Origin of the sequence: Paraburkholderia sp. Tr-20389, assembly GCF_017104565.1 — a bacterium.
GTDB lineage: Bacteria > Pseudomonadota > Gammaproteobacteria > Burkholderiales > Burkholderiaceae > Paraburkholderia.
The window spans coordinates 1-15,820 of the sequence record NZ_JAAGPD010000025.1; the positions used below are offsets into that span (position 1 = coordinate 1).

Here is a 15,820-nt window from a genome sequence, read left to right on the forward strand (position 1 = left end):
GTGAGCGGCTCAAGCAACTTATCAACGAAAAACGGCCCGGGCGCTCTTGCGCTCGGGCCGTCAAGTCCAGACCGTTTCGTTATACCGTTCGAGTCCTCAAAAGAGACCTTAACTGAACGGCATTAGGGCCGAAGCCCGTCTTTCCTCGTTCAGTGCGACAGCCGTTCGCAGTGTGCGCGTCAGATCGTGCCGAGCTCGCGGCGCAGGAACTCGTGGAAGTGCTGCATGCCGTCTTCCATCGGGCTCTGGTATGGACCGACCTGCGATTCGCCGCGATCCAGCAGCGCGCGGCGGCCTGCGTCCATGCGCTCGGCGATCTCGTCGTCTTCGCGCGCCGTTTCCATGTACGCGGCACGTTCTGCTTCGACGAAGTCACGCTCGAACAGCGCGATTTCTTCAGGGTAATAGAACTCGACGATGTTGGTGGTGTGCTGCGGGCCGCGCGGAATCAGCCACGATACGACGAGCACGTGCGGATACCACTCGATCATGATGCCGGGGTAGTACACCATCCAAATCGCGCCGAACTCCGGCATCTTGCCTTCGCGGTAACGCAGCACTTCGTCGTGCCACTTGCGATATGTCGGACTGCCAGGACGCGCGAGCTCGTTGTGCACGCCGACCGTCTGCACGCTGTACCAGTCGCCGAACTCCCACTTCAGATCGTCGCAATTGACGAAGCTGCCGAGGCCCGGATGGAACGGTACGACGTGATAGTCCTCCAGATAGACCTCGATGAAGGTCTTCCAGTTGTAGTTGCACTCGTGCACTTCGACGTGATCGAACATGTAGTCCGCGAAGTCGAAATGCTGCGCCGTGCCGAGGCGCGCGAGATCTTTCGCGACGTCGCGTCCCTGCGACTCGAACAGCAGGCCGTTCCAGCTTTGCAACTGGGTCGCGCCGAGGTTCAGGCAAGGGTTGTCGGCGAAATGCGGCGCGCCGAGCAGCTGGCCGTTCAGGTCGTACGTCCAGCGGTGCAAAGGACAGACGATGTTCTCCGTCTGCCCGCGGCCGTTCAGCATGATCGCCTGGCGGTGGCGGCACACGTTCGACAGCAATTCGATCTGGGACTGCTGGTTGCGAACGAGCACGCGCCCTTCGCTCTCGCTGGGTAAAGCGAAATAGTTACCCGCTTCGGGCACCATGAGTTCGTGCCCGACGTAGCGAGGACCTTTCTTGAAAAGGGTTTCGAGTTCGCGCTGGTGAAGCGCCTGGTCAAAGTAAGCCGTGACTGGCAGCTGGCTGTGGATAGCCTTCAGCTGCAATGCATTGCTCAGATTGGACATTCCCACTCCCGATGAAGACGTGAAAGCAGTGAACAACCCAACCATCGAAGATTCGATTTAGGGAGCCCGCGATTATACCTGTTTCCCCCTCCTTGGGGCGACTAAGTGCCTGATTTGGGTTAAAAATGTCGCGGAAGTTCGCGATTTCGACGCGCAAACGTTGGATTTTTTTCTATTGTCCGAAGTGTTGCGCAAGCGTCGCGCCAGCGGGCCCTGGTGCGCTTACAGGTCGGAAATGTTGCTTTTGCCGTAGAATGTCCGACTTGTTTTAATTTTGCGATGATTCATGGCGAAGACGGCTTCCACCGATACGGCTGGTTTGTCCCCCAATAGCTTGGAAGGTTCCGACAACTCACCGCTGCCCGAGAGCTACGAGGCGGCGCTGGCGGAACTGGAAGGGCTCGTCGGGCGCATGGAGGGCGGCAGCCTCAACCTGGAAGAGTCGCTGTCGGCTTACCGGCGCGGCGCCGTGCTCGTGGCGTTCTGCCAGCAACAGCTCGAGAAAGTGGAGCAGCAGGTGCGCGTCCTCGATGGCGAGACGCTCAAGCCGCTTCCCGTGAACACAGCAGGTACAACCGCTGCCGACAGCGGAGACGATCTATGACCTTCGAACAATGGATGCGCTCGGTGCTGGACCGGGTAGAGGGCGCACTTGAACAATACCTGCCGGCCGAATCGATCGAGCCTGCGAAGCTGCATGAAGCGATGCGTTACGCCGTGCTCGGTGGCGGCAAGCGGGTCCGCCCGTTGCTCTGTCACGCTGCAGGCGAACTGACGGGCGCGAAGGCCGAATGCCTCGATGCAGCATCGGCGGCGCTGGAGATGATCCACGTCTATTCGCTCGTGCACGACGACATGCCCTGCATGGACGACGACGATCTGCGCCGCGGCAAGCCCACGGTACACGTCAAATATGACGAAGCGACGGCGCTGCTCGTCGGCGACGCATTGCAGTCGCAGGCTTTCGTTGCGCTGACATCGGATGTGTTCACGCCCGCGCAGCAGGCCGCGCTGGTGCGCGAACTGGCGCTCGCGAGCGGTTCGATCGGCATGGCGGGCGGCCAGGCGATCGATCTGGCGAGCGTCGGCCATACGCTGACGCGTCCGCAGCTCGAAACGATGCACCGCCTGAAGACCGGCGCGCTGCTGCGCGCGGCCGTGCGCATGGGCGCGCTGACGGGCCAATTGGACAACGGCGGACCGGATGCGAAGGCGCTGCAGGCGCTGGACGCCTATTCTGCTGCCGTGGGTCTCGCGTTTCAGGTGGTCGACGACATTCTCGACGTCACGACCGATTCCGCGACGCTCGGCAAAACGGCTGGAAAGGACGCGAAGGACGGCAAGCCGACCTACGTGTCGATCATCGGGCTCGACGCTTCGCGCACGCTGGCTGCGCAACTGCGCAGCGACGCGCACGATGCCCTCGCACCCTTTGGCGCCCGCGCGCAGCGGCTCGCCGAACTGGCTGACCTCGTGGTGAACCGGGTCAGCTGATGTAGCTGTAACGCGAAAGCCCGCCGCCCGCACAAGACTCTTCGGGTGTGCGCGAATGAAGTGCGGGCGCGTAAGTTTTCCTACAATGGAACGACGATGTACGACTTGCTGAAAACCATTGACGACCCCGCGGACCTGCGCCGCCTCGATCGCCGCCAGTTGCAACCGCTTGCCGACGAGCTGCGTGCCTTCGTGCTCGACAGCGTCTCGCAGACGGGCGGCCACCTGTCGTCCAACCTCGGCACGGTCGAACTGACGATCGCGCTGCACTACGTGTTCGAAACGCCGCGCGACCGCATCGTCTGGGACGTGGGTCACCAGACCTATCCTCACAAGATTCTGACGGGCCGCCGCGACCAGATGTCGACGCTGCGCCAGCTCGGCGGCATCTCGGGCTTTCCGAAGCGCGACGAGTCGCCGTACGACACGTTCGGCACCGCGCACTCGAGCACGTCGATTTCGGCTGCGCTCGGCATGGCGATCGGCAGCAAGCTGCGCGGCGACGACCGCTTCGCGATCGCCGTGATCGGCGACGGCGCGATGACGGCGGGCATGGCTTTCGAGGCGATGAACAACGCCGGCGTCGAAGACGACGTGCCGCTGCTGGTTATCCTGAACGACAACGACATGTCGATCTCGCCGCCCGTGGGCGCGCTGAATCGCCATCTCGCGCGTCTGATGTCGGGCCGCTTCTATGCTGCTGCACGCGCCGGCGTCGAACGCGTGCTGCGTCATGCGCCGCCCGTACTCGACCTCGCGCGCAAGCTCGAAGAGCACGCGAAGGGCATGATCGTGCCGGCCACGCTGTTCGAAGAGTTCGGCTTCAACTACATCGGACCGATCGACGGTCACGATCTCGATTCGCTGATCCCGACGCTGCAGAACATCAAGGAACTGCGCGGTCCGCAATTCCTGCACGTCGTGACGAAGAAGGGCCAGGGCTACAAGCTGGCCGAGGCCGACCCCGTGCTGTATCACGGCCCCGGCAAGTTCAACCCGGCCGAAGGTATCAAGCCGTCGACTACTCCCGCCAAGAAGACCTACACGCAAGTGTTCGGCGAATGGCTGTGCGACGCGGCCGAGCTCGACTCGCGTGTGGTCGGCATCACACCGGCAATGCGTGAAGGCTCGGGCATGGTCGAGTTCGAAAAGCGCTTCCCGGATCGCTATTACGACGTCGGCATCGCCGAGCAGCACGCTGTGACGTTCGCGGGCGGTCTGGCGACGGAAGGCATGAAGCCCGTCGTCGCGATCTACTCGACGTTCCTGCAACGCGGGTACGACCAGCTGATCCACGACGTCGCGCTGCAGAATCTACCCGTTGTATTCGCAATCGATCGTGCCGGCCTCGTCGGTGCGGACGGTGCGACGCACGCAGGCGCCTACGATCTCGCGTTCATGCGCTGTATTCCGAACATGACGATCATGGCCGCGTCGGACGAAAACGAATGCCGCCAGATGCTGTACACGGCGCTGCAACAGCCGAACCCGACGGCCGTTCGCTATCCGCGTGGCGCGGGCACGGGCGTGGCGACCGTCAAGCAGATGGCCGCGCTTCCGCTCGGCAAGGGCGAAGTTCGCCGCCAGTCGACGCAGCCGGCGGGCAAGCGCATCGCGATTCTCGCGTTCGGCACGATGGTCGCGCCGTCGCTCGCAGCAGCGGAGCAGCTGGATGCAACCGTCGCCAACATGCGCTTCGTGAAGCCGATCGACGCCGATCTGGTGCGCGAACTGGCTGAAACGCACGACGCGATCGTCACTGTGGAAGAGGGCTGCGTGATGGGCGGCGCCGGTTCGGCGTGCGTGGAAGCCATGATGGAGAGTGGGGTTATCCGACCCGTACTACAATTGGGCCTTCCCGATCGCTTCATCGATCACGGAGATCCTGCCAAGCTGCTGGCGTCGTGCGGTCTCGACGCAGCGGGCATCGCGAAGTCCATTCGTGAGCGATTTGTGGAGCACGCAAGCGGCAAGTCGGTGAAACGCGTCGCCTAACATAACGGGCCACCGGGAACGGAACAGCGGCTCGTTGCATCTACTCCAATATGAATCGGCGGGTCGCGTACCCGCCGGGCTCCGCCGGCGCAAGCCGGCGGTTGTCATTTTGCGCGTCGATTCGCGCTGCAAGTTGAGGACAAGAACATGAACCAGATGAACCCCGCCTTCGTGATGCCCGACGTGCAGAGCACGGTCGACACTCGCCAGATTCCGATTCAGCGGGTCGGCGTGAAGGCGGTGCGTCATCCATTGACGGTCCGCACGCCGGACGGCAATGTGCAGCCGACGGTCGGTACGTGGAATCTCGACGTCCATCTACCCGCCGAAGTGAAGGGCACGCACATGTCGCGTTTCGTTGCGCTGCTCGAAGAGAACAAGGCGGCGCTGGATTCATCGGCGTTCCGCGCGATGCTGGCGTCGATGCTGGAGAAGCTCGAAGCGCCGGCTGGCCGTATCGAAGTGTCGTTTCCGTATTTCGTCAACAAGACGGCGCCTGTGTCCGGCGTGCAAAGCCTGCTGGACTACGAAGTGACTTTGATGGCGGATTCGCGCGATGGCGCGACGCGTCTGTTTTTGAAGGTGCTGGTGCCGGTCACGAGTCTGTGCCCGTGTTCGAAGAAGATTTCGCAGTATGGCGCGCACAACCAGCGCTCGCATGTGACGATCAACGCCGAGTTGATCGATGACGTGCCTGTCGAGGATCTCATCCGCATCGCGGAGGAAGAGGCTTCGTGTGAATTGTGGGGGCTGCTCAAGCGTCCGGATGAGAAGTTCGTGACCGAGCGCGCGTATGAGAATCCGAAGTTCGTCGAGGATCTGGTGCGCGATGTCGCGCAGCGGTTGAATGACGATCAGCGCATCGTTGCGTATGTGCTCGAAGCTGAGAACTTCGAGTCGATTCATAATCACAGCGCTTATGCTGTTGTTGAAAGCGACAAGCGGTTGGGGTGAGGGTTTTTTGCTGCGCTGGCATCCGCGTTTTGTCTCTGGTTTGCTGGCGTTGCCCCTGTGCGGGGCGGCACCTACTTTTCTTTGCAGCGGCAAAGAAAAGTAGGCAAAAGAAAGCCGCTCACACCGCTAGCTCTTGTGCTTGCCTGCGGGCCCCCCCACTGGTCCAGCACTTCAAACCGCAATGCACTTTCTTCCGCCCGTTGCCAGCGCCTTGAACCGGCGCATCACCCGCTCCAGTCACCCGCAGGCAGCCAGCGGCAGCGAATCGTCCGCGCCGCCCAGGTGGCAAACTGTGTGTAGGTAGTCGCGCCATATACGTTCGCGCTTCTACGACACCGATCGCGCTTTTCAGTCCGGAGTGGTGGACTTCCGTCGCGACAGCCTGCACACAGTTTGCCACCTGGGCGGCGGTCGACTTCCTGGTAACGCGGCCCGTGACGCGAGAGTGTGAAGCGGGTGATGCTTGAGTTAGCACGCTGGCAACGAGCGCAAATCAGCGCGTTGCCGCGTGGAGCGTAAGAACTGTTGGGGGCCCGCAGGCAATCACTAGCACTGGCGGTGTGAGCCCGCTTTCTTTGCTTAGGAAGGTCTGAACAACCCTTTTTCTGCTTTGGATATCTAAGTGGCGCACTCAATGAAGGTCGCGTCACCATCTGCTGCGCGTTGGACCAGCGCCGGTCGCGTCTTGCGCAACGGGCGCTGCGCCCATACGCGATGCGTCTTCGCCCTTCATTTCGCTTTACCAAGCGCCCGGCGAGCCAGCCAGAGATTGACCAGGGCGAACTGCGTTTCGATCTGAGCCGTGTTCTTCGCCAACCCCCGATACCTCGCCTTCAGATATCCAAACTGACATTTGAGCACCCGGAACGGGTGCTCCACCTTCGCTCTCACGCCCGCCTTGAGCCGCTCGATCTTGTCGTAGATCCTGTCAAGCCGTTTGCTTTTATCCAGCTTTCTGCGCTTGCTGGGCCTCATCGCGACATGCCACTGAACCGCGCCCGCTTCCTCCCGTTTCTCGATGCCGACATAGCCCGCATCGGCAAACGCAACCGTCTCATCGCCGTGCAACAACTCATGCGCCACCGTGATGTCATGGACGTTCGCCGGCGTGCACTTCACGGTGTGCACCAGCCCCGACTCCACATCGACTCCGATGTGCGCCTTCATGCCGAAGTACCAGCTGCCGCCTTTTTGCGTCTGGCGCATCTCCGGGTCTCGCGTGCCGGCCTTCTTCGTCGAACTGGGCGCCGAGATCAGCGTCGCGTCGACCGCCGAGCCCACCTTGAGCGTCAAGCCCTTGGCCTGCAGGATCCTGTTGACCGTCGCCAGTATCTGGGCCGACAGCTCATGCGCTTCAAGCAGGTGCCGGAATCGCAGGATCGTGCTCTCGTCAGGCAGCCGCGTCATGCCCGTGCCCAGCAGCGCGAACTCCCGGTACAGCGGGATATCGTGCAGCGCCTCCTCCATCGCCGGGTCCGAGAGGCTGAACCACTGTTGCATGAAGTGAATGCGCAACATCGTGGCGACTGGAAACGGCGGGCGCCCGGTCTTGCCTTTGGGGTAGTGCGGCTCGATGAGCGCCATCAGTTCTCGCCACGGCACCACGCGGTTCATCTCATCGAGAAACTCGCGCTTGCGCGTGCGCTTCGTTGACAGATCCAGACCAAGACCGAGCTGTGTCATCGCGCCACTCCTTGAATTCGCCTGATCCCAGGATACTCCACGCGCGCGCTAACGCCAGGACTTTTGCAGAGATTCCCTTACTTTCTTTGCGGCGGCAAAGAAAGTAAGTGCCGCCCCGCACAGGGGCAACGCCAGCAAACCAAAAACCCAACGCGGATGCCAGCGCAACCAGCAACCAGCGCAAAACCTCAAGCGCCCAGCGACCCCAAATCCCATCGAGGCTTCACGGTGAAAGCATAATCATCAGTAGCCTGCGCGGGCCAGCGCTGCATCCGAAGCGCGCCTGCAAGCGCAATCATTGCCCCATTGTCCGTGCACAACGACAAATCCGGATAGTGCACATCGAACCCGCGCTTCTTAGCGGCCGAAGACAACGCTTCCCGCAACTGCCGGTTCGCCCCGACGCCGCCCGCCACCACGAGCCGCTTGAGCCTGGTCTTCTTGAGCGCTGCCAAAGACTTGGCAGCCAGCACCTCGACGGCAGCATCGACGAAACCGCGCGCAAGATCGGCCTTGGCCTGTTCACATACATTGCCGCCGAGCTTTTTCACATGCGTCAGCACAGCCGTCTTGAGCCCGCTGAAACTGAAATCGAGGTCGCCGGAATGCAGCATCGGCCGCGGCAGCACGACCGCGCCCGGCGTACCGAACTCCGCGAGACGCGAGACTTCCGGCCCGCCCGGATAGCCCAGCCCGAGCAGCTTCGCAGTCTTGTCGAACGCTTCGCCGGCGGCATCGTCGAGCGTCTCGCCGAGCGTCTCGTAGACGCCGACATCCGTGACGCGCATCAACTGCGTATGACCCCCCGATACCAGCAGCGCGACGAACGGAAACGGCGGCGGCTCATCAACGAGCAACGGCGACAGCAAATGCCCTTCCAGGTGATGAATGCCGATGGTCGGCTTGTTCCACGCCATCGCCAGCGCATTGGCAATGCTCGCGCCCACCAGCAGCGCGCCCGCGAGACCCGGACCCTGCGTGTACGCGATCGCGTCGATGTCGCCGCGCGCCGTGCCAGAGCGCTCCAGCACTTCTTCGAGCAGCGGCAGCGCGCGCCGGATATGGTCGCGCGACGCCAGCTCCGGCACGACACCGCCGTACTCGCGATGCATCGCGATCTGCGAATGCAGCGCGTGCGCCAGCAGGCCGCGCTCTGTGTCGTAGAGCGCGAGGCCGGTTTCGTCGCAGGAGCTTTCTATGCCGAGAACGAGCATGATTTCGACCGCCGATCGGGAGCGGAAAACGCCGCCCGAATCATCAAAAAGGAACCTGAAAGTATAGCAGCGCGGGCAAAGCGCCGCCGGACGCGCCGGTTACAATGCAGCCCCATGGAATCCTTCGATATCGCCGTAATCGGCGCGGGCGCGGCGGGTATGATGTGCGCATCGGTGGCGGGACAGCTCGGCCGGCGTGTCGTGCTGATCGACCACGCGGCGCGGCTCGCCGAGAAAATCCGCATCTCGGGCGGCGGCCGCTGCAACTTCACGAATCTGTACGCGGGGCCCGCCAATTACCTGTCGGCGAATCCGCATTTTTGCCGTTCCGCGCTGGCGCGCTACACGCCGCGCGATTTCATGGCGCTGCTCAAGCAGTATCGCGTGACGTGGCACGAGAAGCACAAGGGTCAGCTGTTCTGCGACCAGTCGAGCGATGCCGTCATCGACGTGCTCAAGAGCGAGTGCGATGCGGGCAACATCGCGTGGCGCCGGCCGCTCGCCGTCGAGCAGGTTCGGCACAGCGATCCCGATGGCTTCGTGCTCGATACCCAGTCCGGTCCGATCCGCGCCCGCGCACTCGTGATCGCGACGGGCGGCCTGTCGATTCCGAAAATCGGCGCGACCGATTTCGCGTACCGCATCGCCAAACAGTTCGGACACAAGCTCATCGACACGCGTCCCGCGCTCGTGCCGCTGACGTTCGCGTCCGCCGACTGGCAGCCGTTTTCGGAGCTGTCGGGCGTATCGCTGGAAGTCCATCTGGCGACGGGTGCGAAGAAGACGGGCGGCGAGTTCGTCGAAGACCTGCTGCTGACGCATCGCGGGCTGTCAGGCCCCGGTGTGCTGCAGATCTCGAGTTACTGGCAACCAGGCGAGCCGGTGCACATCAATCTGCTGCCTGAGCAGGACGCCGTCGCGGCCTTGCTGGATGCAAAGGGCGCGACTAAACGGCAGATCGGCAGCCTGCTCGCCGAATGGGTGCCGACGCGCCTCGCGCACGTCTGGCTGCAGACGCACGGCGTGTCCGCCGATGCGCGTCTGGCCGATCTTCCCGACAAGGCGCTGCGCCGGGTCGGCGACGCGCTGTCGCGCTGGACCCTCACGCCGAACGGCACCGAAGGCTACAAGAAGGCAGAGGTGACGCGCGGCGGCGTGGATACGCGCGAGCTGTCGTCGGCGACGATGATGAGCGCACGCGTGCCTGGCCTGTATTTCATCGGCGAGGCGGTCGATGTGACGGGCTGGCTGGGCGGCTACAACTTCCAGTGGGCGTGGGCATCCGGCGTCGCTGCGGGGCAGGCGGCGGCTGAATTCGCGGGCCACGCGTAGCTGTGTGAGCAGGGCCGCACGGCCGGGAATTGGGGGCTTGACAGTGCCATGTGATTGTGCGAAACAACTGCTATACTTTCCAATCTTCGCCAAGCTCCGTTATTGAAAGATGACGACGATCCGCGTAAAAGAAAACGAGCCTTTTGAAGTCGCGATGCGCCGCTTCAAACGCACGATTGAAAAGAATGGTCTGTTGACCGAACTGCGTGCCCGCGAGTTTTACGAGAAGCCGACGTCCGAGCGAAAACGAAAGAAGGCAGCGGCGGTCAAGCGCCATTTCAAGCGCCTGCGCAGTCAGCAACTGCCCAAGAAGTTTTACTGATTCAACGTGAAGTCGTGGCTCTCGCACAGTGTCTCCAGCGAAAGCAGCGGCTCACACAAGGTGACGGCGCGGGAGCTGGCCGGCACTTGCGGTATCGGCCCATGGCGTCCAGAACGCCAGGATGCGCCCCGAGGATGCAATGGGCGCTTCGGTCAAAGCTCCGCAAGGCCGCATCCAGATGCACGGTTCACCGCGTATTTGGCACGAACCCGCTTGAGGACTCATCCCAAGCGGGTTTTTGCGCTCTGCGCCGCGTCGTCACCCGTTTTTCAAACCTCCACGCATTCAGGTGAACGATGAGTCTCAAGGTCCGAATCAACGACGATATGAAAGCAGCGATGCGCGCGCGCGAAACCGAGCGGCTCGGCACGATCCGTCTGCTGCTCGCTGCCATCAAGCAGCGTGAAGTCGACGATCGCGTGGAACTGGACGACGCCGGCGTCACGGCTGTCGTCGACAAGATGATCAAGCAGCGCAAGGATTCGATCGCCCAGTTCGAAGCGGCTGGCCGCACGGATCTCGTCGACAAGGAAAAGGCCGAACTCGACGTGCTGAGCGCGTACATGCCCGAACAGCTGTCGGACGCGGAAATCGCCGCCGAAGTGCAGGCCGCTGTCGCGCAGGTCGGTGCCGCCGGTCCGCAAGACATGGGCAAGGTGATGGGCGTACTCAAGCCGAAACTCGCGGGGAAGGCCGACATGACGGCCGTGTCCGCGCAGGTCAAGGCCGCGCTGTCGAAATAAGCCGGTTATCGTTTTTCTCCGCGCGCGCGTCCGGTTCCGGCGTTGCGCGCGGCCGGGTGCGTTTCGCACCCATGCGTCATCCCTTATAAGGCCGCGTCTGCACTGTGATTCCGCATTCCTTCCTGCAAGACCTGCTGAACCGCGTCGATATCGTCGACGTGGTCGGCAAGTACGTGCAGTTGAAAAAGGGCGGCGCGAACTTCATGGGGCTCTGCCCGTTCCACAACGAGAAGAGTCCTTCGTTCACCGTTAGTCCGACTAAGCAGTTCTATCATTGTTTCGGCTGTGGCGCGCATGGCACCGCCATCGGCTTTCTGATGGAGCACGCGGGGCTGTCGTTTCCCGAAGCCGTCAACGATCTGGCGCAATCCGTCGGTTTGACCGTGCCGCAGGAGCCTTCGCCGATGCGCGGCGGCGGTTCGGGCGGCGCGGGTTATGGCGCGGGCGGCGAAGGTTATGCACCTGCCGTGTCGAAGGCCGTCACGACGGCGCTGTCCGACGTCATGCAGACAGCCGGCGACTTCTACAAGGCGCAGTTGCGCGGCGCGCCGAACGCGATCCAATACCTGAAAAAGCGCGGACTCACGGGCGAAATCGCGAAACGCTTCGGCCTCGGTTACGCGCCCGACGGCTGGCAAAACCTCGAAGCCGCATTCCCCAACTATCGGGACGATGCACTCGTCGAGTCGGGACTCGTGATCGTCAGCGAGAAGTCCGACGCGCAGGGTCAGAACCGCCGTTACGACCGCTTCCGCGAGCGCGTCATGTTCCCGATTCGCAACGTGAAAGGCCAGGTAATCGGCTTTGGCGGGCGCGTGCTGGACGGCGGCGAGCCCAAGTATTTGAATTCGCCCGAAACGCCTTTATTTAACAAAGGCAGCGAACTGTACGGCCTGTTCGAGGCGCGTCTCGCGATCCGCGAGCAGAAGTACGTGCTGGTCGTCGAAGGGTATATGGATGTGGTTGCACTGGCGCAGTTGGGCTTCGAGAACGCAGTTGCGACGCTCGGCACCGCGTGCACGCCGATTCATGTGCAGAAACTGATGCGGCAGACGGACACGGTGGTGTTCAGCTTCGACGGCGACTCGGCGGGCCGGCGCGCGGCGCGGCGCGCGCTCGACGCGTGCCTGCCGCACGCCGCCGACAATCGCACCATCCGCTTCCTGTTCCTGCCGGCCGAGCACGACCCCGACAGCTACGTCCGCGAATTCGGCACGCAAGCGTTTGCGGAACAGGTGCGCCGCGCGATGCCGCTGTCACAGTTCCTGCTGAACGAAGTGCTGGCGGGCAAGGAACTCGACCAGCCGGAAGGCCGCGCACGCGCGCTGTTCGACGCGAAGCCGCTGCTGCAGATGCTGCCCGCCAACGCGTTGCGCGCACAGATCATGCACATGTTCGCTGACCGGCTCGATGTACCGTTCGAGGAAGTCGCCGCGTTATGCGAAGTCGACGCGCGGATCGCCGCTGTAGCACGCAGCGCGCCTGCTCGAAAAGACCGGCGCAGCGTGACGGGTCTCGAGCAGCGGGCGCTGCGCAATCTCGTCATGCATCCGCGCATCGTCGCGGTGCTGGACGAAGAGGAAGAGCGGGCGCTGCTGGCCGTTACGCGGCACGGCGAACTGTTCGAGGAAGTGACGACGCATGCCCGCGGACTCGGCGACACGGCCGAATTCCAGTTGCTGTCGGACCTGTTGCGAAACGGGGCTAACGCCCCCACCTTCGAGGAAATCTTCCGGGAAATTCTGGACTATGATGAAAACGTCCGGGATCTGCTGTTGAAGAATCCTGAGGACGCGACGGTTGCCGAAGAGCGACGCGAGCACGAGCGCCTTGCCGGGGAAGAATTGAAAGCGGCCATTCTGAAAATGCGCTATGACGCATATAGCGAACGGCTGACTCAATTGTCGCGCCAGTCGAGCCTCACTCCGGAGGAGCTGAAGGAGTATCAGGAACTGGACAGGACACGTGCCGACATGAAGCGTCAGCGGGGGCAGTGAACGGGAAGGGCTGAGACCCCAAATGCTATAATTAAAGGATTTCAGCGGTTTTGTTTTTCTCCAGGCAAAGGCGATAAAAGGCGATTGCAATGGTAAAGACTACAGGCGGAAAAATGGCGACAGGCAAGGGCTCCGAGGAGCCGAACAAGACCTCCGGGGTCAGTGAAGCCAGATCCACTTCTTCCGCCCGTAAAGCGTCAGCCGAAACCGCCACGCCAGTTGTCCGGAAAAGAGCTTCGACCGCTTCGGCCGCGAAAGCGGCATCGGTGACCTCGAAGTCGGTGACATCGGTCTCGAAGCGGGAGGGAGTCAGTAGCGAAAGGGAAGCGGATGTCGCGCAGGACGATGCGGCTCCCCGCGAGTCTTTGGTATCCACGGTTCAACCGGCTGTTGTCCAGCAGCCGGCAGTCGAGACTACAGCCGGTATGGCGAACTCCATGACGAAAAAGCTGAACGAAGTATCCGTCGATGACGACGCATCCCAGAGCGAAGAAGCTGCAGCAACCCCCGCTCCGGGCAAAGGCGAAAAGGCCAAGGCCCGCGACCGCCGCGCTAAGGAGAAGGCGCTGCTCAAGGACGCGTTCGCGTCTTCGCAGCCTGGCACCGTCGAGGAGCTTGAAGAGCGCCGCTCGAAGCTGCGCGCGCTGATCAAGCTCGGCAAGGAGCGTGGCTTCCTGACCTACGGCGAGATCAACGACCACCTCCCGGACAACTTCACGGAAACCGAGGCGATCGAAGGGATCATCAGCACATTCAACGACATGGGTGTGGCCGTCTACGAGCAGGCGCCCGATGCCGAAACACTGCTGCTGAACGACAACGCGCCCAACGCTTCGTCGGACGACGAAGTGGAAGAGGAAGCCGAAGTCGCCCTCTCCACTGTCGATTCCGAATTCGGCCGCACGACCGACCCGGTGCGTATGTACATGCGCGAAATGGGTACGGTCGAACTGCTCACGCGCGAAGGCGAAATCGAAATCGCGAAGCGCATCGAAGACGGCCTGAAGCACATGGTGATGGCCATCTCCGCGTGCCCGACCACGATCGCCGACATCCTCGCGATGGCTGAGCGCGTGGCGAACGAAGAAATTCGCATCGACGAACTTGTCGACGGCCTGATCGACTCGAACGCGGAAGATACCGACGGCTTCTCCGAACAGGAAGCCGAAGCGATCGAAAGCGAAGACGAAGAAGAGGAAGAGGCTGACGAGGAAGAAGAGGAAGACGACGACGGCGCCGCGCAAGCGACGGCCAACGCCGCCCAGCTCGAAGAACTCAAACGCCTGTCGCTCGAAAAATTCGCGCTGATCAGCGAATGGTTCGACAAGATGCGCCGCGCGTTCGAAAAGGAAGGCTACAAGTCGAAGTCCTACCTGAAGGCGCAGGAAACGATTCAGGAAGAGTTGATGATGATCCGTTTCACCGCGCGTACGGTGGAGCGTCTGTGCGACACGCTGCGCGCGCAGGTGGACGAAGTGCGTCAGGTCGAGCGTCAGATCCTGCATACGGTCGTCGACAAGTGCGGCATGCCGCGCGCCGAGTTCATCGCACGCTTCCCGGGCAACGAGACGGACCTCGAATGGGCCGACAAGATCGTCACCGAGAGTCATGCGTACAGCGCCATCCTGTCACGTAACGTGCCCGCCATCCGCGAACAGCAGCAGCGTCTGCTGGATCTGCAGGCGCGCGTCGTGCTGCCGCTGAAGGATCTGAAGGAAACCAACCGTCAGATGGCGGCGGGCGAGCTGAAAGCGCGTCAGGCGAAGCGTGAAATGACGGAGGCGAACCTGCGTCTCGTGATCTCGATCGCGAAGAAGTACACGAACCGTGGCCTGCAGTTCCTCGACCTGATCCAGGAAGGCAACATCGGCCTGATGAAGGCCGTGGACAAGTTCGAATATCGTCGTGGCTACAAGTTCTCGACGTACGCGACGTGGTGGATCCGTCAGGCCATCACGCGCTCGATCGCTGACCAGGCGCGCACCATCCGCATCCCGGTTCACATGATCGAAACGATCAACAAGATGAACCGCATCTCGCGTCAGATTCTGCAGGAAACGGGCCTCGAACCGGATCCGGCAACGCTGGCCGAGAAGATGGAAATGCCGGAAGACAAGATCCGCAAGATCATGAAGATCGCGAAGGAGCCGATCTCGATGGAAACGCCCATCGGTGACGACGACGATTCGCATCTCGGCGACTTCATCGAGGACACGAACACGGTTGCGCCGTCGGACGCTGCGCTGCATGCGAGCATGCGCGACGTCGTGAAGGACGTGCTCGACTCGCTGACGCCGCGCGAAGCGAAGGTGCTGCGCATGCGTTTCGGCATCGAAATGAGCACGGATCACACGCTCGAAGAAGTCGGCAAGCAGTTCGACGTGACGCGTGAGCGTATCCGTCAGATCGAGGCGAAGGCGCTGCGCAAGCTGCGTCACCCGAGCCGTTCGGACAAACTGAAGTCGTTCCTCGAAGGGAACTGATCGAACTTGCGCATCGGTTCATAGCGCTACAACGAGGCTTCCCGATCGTTTTGCTCAGCGAAGCGATCCCGGAAGCCTCTTTTTTCGTGTAGTATGTCGGCCAATCGACGAACTAGGCCCGGCCTTCAGACCGGGTCTTTTTGTTGGTCTTCCTCGTAGTTCCCGTGGCGCTTCCGTCGCGAAGCATCGTTGGGCCGGACGCCGTGCTGGTTGCAGGCAGCGGACTCATAATCCGCCTCCGAAAGGACATCGTGGGTTCGAATCCCACCCGGCCCACCAATCCCCCATAAGCATTCCGCACTTTCGTTCGAGGCAAC

General features: G+C 62.2%; 13 protein-coding genes and 1 tRNA gene. 10 read left to right on the forward strand and 4 right to left on the reverse strand.

The window, feature by feature from the left end; genetic code table 11:
• Window positions 1-179 precede the first annotated feature (179 nt).
• Complete coding sequence (locus G3N95_RS21840; protein ID WP_205972152.1) at window positions 180-1,286, reverse strand: aromatic ring-hydroxylating dioxygenase subunit alpha; 1,107 nt, start codon at window positions 1,284-1,286, stop codon at window positions 180-182.
• Between the two features lie 286 nt (window positions 1,287-1,572).
• On the opposite strand from G3N95_RS21840, the gene G3N95_RS21845 reads away from it, so the two are divergent.
• From G3N95_RS21845 to folE2, 4 genes are all read left to right on the forward strand, one after another.
• Window positions 1,573-1,890, forward strand: a complete 318-nt coding sequence (locus tag G3N95_RS21845; RefSeq protein WP_205972153.1) for an exodeoxyribonuclease VII small subunit — start codon at window positions 1,573-1,575, stop codon at window positions 1,888-1,890.
• On the forward strand, window positions 1,887-2,780 hold the full coding sequence (locus tag G3N95_RS21850) for a polyprenyl synthetase family protein (RefSeq protein ID WP_205972154.1): 894 nt from the start codon (window positions 1,887-1,889) through the stop codon (window positions 2,778-2,780). The genes G3N95_RS21845 and G3N95_RS21850 overlap by 4 nt, the downstream gene beginning before the upstream one ends.
• 96 nt (window positions 2,781-2,876) lie before the next feature.
• A complete protein-coding gene (gene dxs / locus G3N95_RS21855; RefSeq protein ID WP_205972155.1) occupies window positions 2,877-4,775 on the forward strand; it encodes a 1-deoxy-D-xylulose-5-phosphate synthase in 1,899 nt (632 codons plus the stop codon).
• Between the two features lie 147 nt (window positions 4,776-4,922).
• Complete coding sequence (gene folE2 / locus G3N95_RS21860) at window positions 4,923-5,729, forward strand: GTP cyclohydrolase FolE2 (protein WP_205972156.1); 807 nt, start codon at window positions 4,923-4,925, stop codon at window positions 5,727-5,729.
• Between the two features lie 729 nt (window positions 5,730-6,458).
• Here the strand turns inward: folE2 and G3N95_RS21865 are convergent.
• Window positions 6,459-7,412, reverse strand: a complete 954-nt coding sequence (locus G3N95_RS21865) for an IS5 family transposase (protein WP_205972157.1) — start codon at window positions 7,410-7,412, stop codon at window positions 6,459-6,461.
• A 188-nt stretch (window positions 7,413-7,600) separates the two neighbouring features.
• Window positions 7,601-8,626: a tRNA (adenosine(37)-N6)-threonylcarbamoyltransferase complex transferase subunit TsaD gene (gene tsaD, locus G3N95_RS21870; protein ID WP_205972158.1), complete on the reverse strand. Its 1,026-nt coding sequence runs from the start codon at window positions 8,624-8,626 to the stop codon at window positions 7,601-7,603.
• 114 nt (window positions 8,627-8,740) lie between these two features.
• On the opposite strand from tsaD, the gene G3N95_RS21875 reads away from it, so the two are divergent.
• The 4 genes from G3N95_RS21875 (at window position 8,741) to dnaG (ending at window position 13,020) form a co-directional block, all read left to right on the forward strand.
• The gene (locus G3N95_RS21875; RefSeq protein WP_205972159.1) at window positions 8,741-9,958 is read left to right on the forward strand and encodes an NAD(P)/FAD-dependent oxidoreductase; all 1,218 of its coding nucleotides are present in this window, start codon (window positions 8,741-8,743) and stop codon (window positions 9,956-9,958) included.
• 109 nt (window positions 9,959-10,067) lie between these two features.
• Complete coding sequence (gene rpsU / locus G3N95_RS21880; RefSeq protein ID WP_012403240.1) at window positions 10,068-10,280, forward strand: 30S ribosomal protein S21; 213 nt, start codon at window positions 10,068-10,070, stop codon at window positions 10,278-10,280.
• Window positions 10,281-10,576: 296 nt separating this feature from the next.
• Entirely contained in the window at window positions 10,577-11,023 is a 447-nt protein-coding gene (locus G3N95_RS21885) for a GatB/YqeY domain-containing protein (RefSeq protein ID WP_205972160.1), read from the forward strand.
• A 104-nt stretch (window positions 11,024-11,127) separates the two neighbouring features.
• Complete coding sequence (gene dnaG, locus G3N95_RS21890; RefSeq protein WP_205972161.1) at window positions 11,128-13,020, forward strand: DNA primase; 1,893 nt, start codon at window positions 11,128-11,130, stop codon at window positions 13,018-13,020.
• Window positions 13,021-13,051: 31 nt separating this feature from the next.
• Here dnaG and G3N95_RS41025 read toward each other — a convergent pair whose 3' ends face one another.
• Entirely contained in the window at window positions 13,052-13,396 is a 345-nt protein-coding gene (locus G3N95_RS41025) for a hypothetical protein (RefSeq protein ID WP_346778390.1), read from the reverse strand.
• A gap of 61 nt (window positions 13,397-13,457) precedes the next feature.
• Here G3N95_RS41025 and rpoD point away from each other — a divergent pair, with 61 nt between their 5' ends.
• Both rpoD and G3N95_RS21900 read left to right on the forward strand, forming a co-directional pair.
• Window positions 13,458-15,503: an RNA polymerase sigma factor RpoD gene (gene rpoD, locus G3N95_RS21895; RefSeq protein ID WP_346778391.1), complete on the forward strand. Its 2,046-nt coding sequence runs from the start codon at window positions 13,458-13,460 to the stop codon at window positions 15,501-15,503.
• Between the two features lie 191 nt (window positions 15,504-15,694).
• Window positions 15,695-15,782, forward strand: a tRNA-Ile gene (locus G3N95_RS21900).
• Window positions 15,783-15,820: the final 38 nt, after the last annotated feature.